The 1,829-nt window shown below is 34.4% G+C and carries 3 protein-coding genes; all 3 read left to right on the top strand.

The window, feature by feature from the left end:
* The coding region (locus tag FTV42_RS17450) for a hypothetical protein (protein WP_218947017.1) at positions 1-235 on the top strand (235 nt) is incomplete at its 5' end.
* A 370-nt stretch (positions 236-605) separates the two neighbouring features.
* On the top strand, positions 606-920 hold the full coding sequence (locus FTV42_RS16575; RefSeq protein WP_180023021.1) for a hypothetical protein: 315 nt from the start codon (positions 606-608) through the stop codon (positions 918-920).
* Positions 920-1,822, top strand: a complete 903-nt coding sequence (locus FTV42_RS16570; protein WP_180039227.1) for a relaxase/mobilization nuclease domain-containing protein — start codon at positions 920-922, stop codon at positions 1,820-1,822. Before FTV42_RS16575 ends, FTV42_RS16570 begins: the two co-directional genes overlap by 1 nt.
* Positions 1,823-1,829: the final 7 nt, after the last annotated feature.

Below are 1,829 nucleotides of genomic sequence, written 5' to 3'. Positions count from 1 at the left end.
TTATAATTACAGTACTATGAGTAGTATTTTCAGAAATAATAAAATTGTTTTTTTATTATTTTCAATAACGCTTTTTTTTTCTGGAATACATTTAAATATTTTTATTCAAGATTGTATTAAAAGTGATATGAATATTTCAAATGTATTTAGTTTGATATCTGGTATTTTAATATCTTTTACTTTTGGAATATTATATATTCGAAATAAAAAACGAAATAGAAATAAGAAATTATAAATTATAATTAAATAAGAAAAGCCCGAGCATTTTGCCCGGGCTTTTTTTTGTTTCGTTATCAAATTTTGGCGCTTGTGTGGTTGCTCCTCAGCATTGCCCTACTCCCTCCTCATTGATGTAGCAAACGTACAAATAAGGGGTGTAATATGCAAGTGTCAAAGCTGAATTTGAGCAAAAAAGGGTATCTTCGTTGTGAATTTTAAGTATGGATATGCGTTGTAATAGGTCAAGATATGTTTTGTTCCGTACAAAATAGTCCGCTACGCTCCCTATTTTATACTACACAAAACCCTCTTGCCCTCCCGAAGGTCGGGGGTAAAAAATCGCCCTTCGGTTGATTTTTTTTGAGAGTCTTTTTAAAGGAAAAAGTATGGACGAATTAGACAAGATGAACAGAACCGAGCGAATAGAAATTCGCTGTGATATCTTCCAAAAGGAAGTTATCAAGATGAAAGCAAAAGAGAGCAATATGTCTGTATCAGAATATATGCTCTATTGTGGTTTAGGCAGACAACTACCCAAACCAATGAGCGAAGCAGAACTTGAAGCCTTTAAAGAACTTCGACAGTTCCAAACCAACTTTGCGAGGATATCGAACTATATCAAGCAATACAATGATGAAGCTCTTAAAGCTGAAGTAAGGGAATTATTAGAACAGACAAAGAAGATTAAAATCTTGAAGTAATGGTAAGTTTAGCAAAAGCAACTAAGGGGAGTACTCAAGCAATTGATTACATCATGAATGATAAAGGGCAAGCCTTTGAGCTTGACCGAAATTTAGTAATGGGTGAAAATGGACAAGATATCCTATCAGAGTTTAGAGAGGTACAAAGCTTAAATACTCGTTGCGAAAATAACACGTACAGTATTGTTTTATCTCCAGACGCTGCACAAGTGAAATTTTCTAAAGATGAACTTTTGCAGTTAACTCGAGACCATTTGAAAAACTTAGGACTTGAAAACAATCAGTACATAGCCTATGTACATAATTCAACAGATGAGCAACACGTACACATTATTGCCAATAGAATTAGTTTAGAGGGTAAAGCTCATAGCGATAGTATGATACACAAGAAAGCTCACGAGAGTGCCGAAAAGCTTGCAAAAGAAAGGGGGTTATTTACAGCGGTTGAAGTCAAGGAAATGAAAAAGGAAATGACAAAAGACCTTAGAAAAGAGATAAGCAGAGCTTATACTCAATGCCGAAATAAGTCCACCTCAATAGAACACTTCCAAGAACTAATGCATAACAAGGGGTATGACATTAATTTGACGATAAATAAACAAGGAAATATGCAAGGCTTTCGAATAGTAGAAAGGCAAACAGGACAAGACTTTAAAGCTTCGGAGATAGGAAAAAATGTAAGACTTGCAGACTTAACCAAAAAGATAGAAGAAAACAAACAAACTATACAGCAAGCAAAAACAATACTTCAGACCCCTAAAATAGCCAATAGATTGCCCAAAGAAATAATGAAACAAGTACCCCCAACCCTTAACGTAGCTTCACATATGGCTATAAAAGTGGTTGAGTATGCAAAAGACTTAGTACAGACATTAAGCAGAGGACACGCAATAGGATATTAAAATAAAC

The organism is Acinetobacter sp. YH16052, from assembly GCF_013417155.1.
Lineage (GTDB): Bacteria > Pseudomonadota > Gammaproteobacteria > Pseudomonadales > Moraxellaceae > Acinetobacter.
The sequence above is the reverse complement of the archived record's forward strand: the minus strand, read 5'-3'. Positions and strand labels throughout refer to the sequence as shown.

Excerpts from the sequence above, each read along its gene's own strand:
- FTV42_RS16570 (WP_180039227.1), top strand. The coding sequence starts at position 920 with ATGGTAAGTTTAGCAAAAGCAACTAAGGGGAGTACTCAAGCAATTGAT.
- FTV42_RS16575 (WP_180023021.1), top strand. The coding sequence starts at position 606 with ATGGACGAATTAGACAAGATGAACAGAACCGAGCGAATAGAAATTCGC.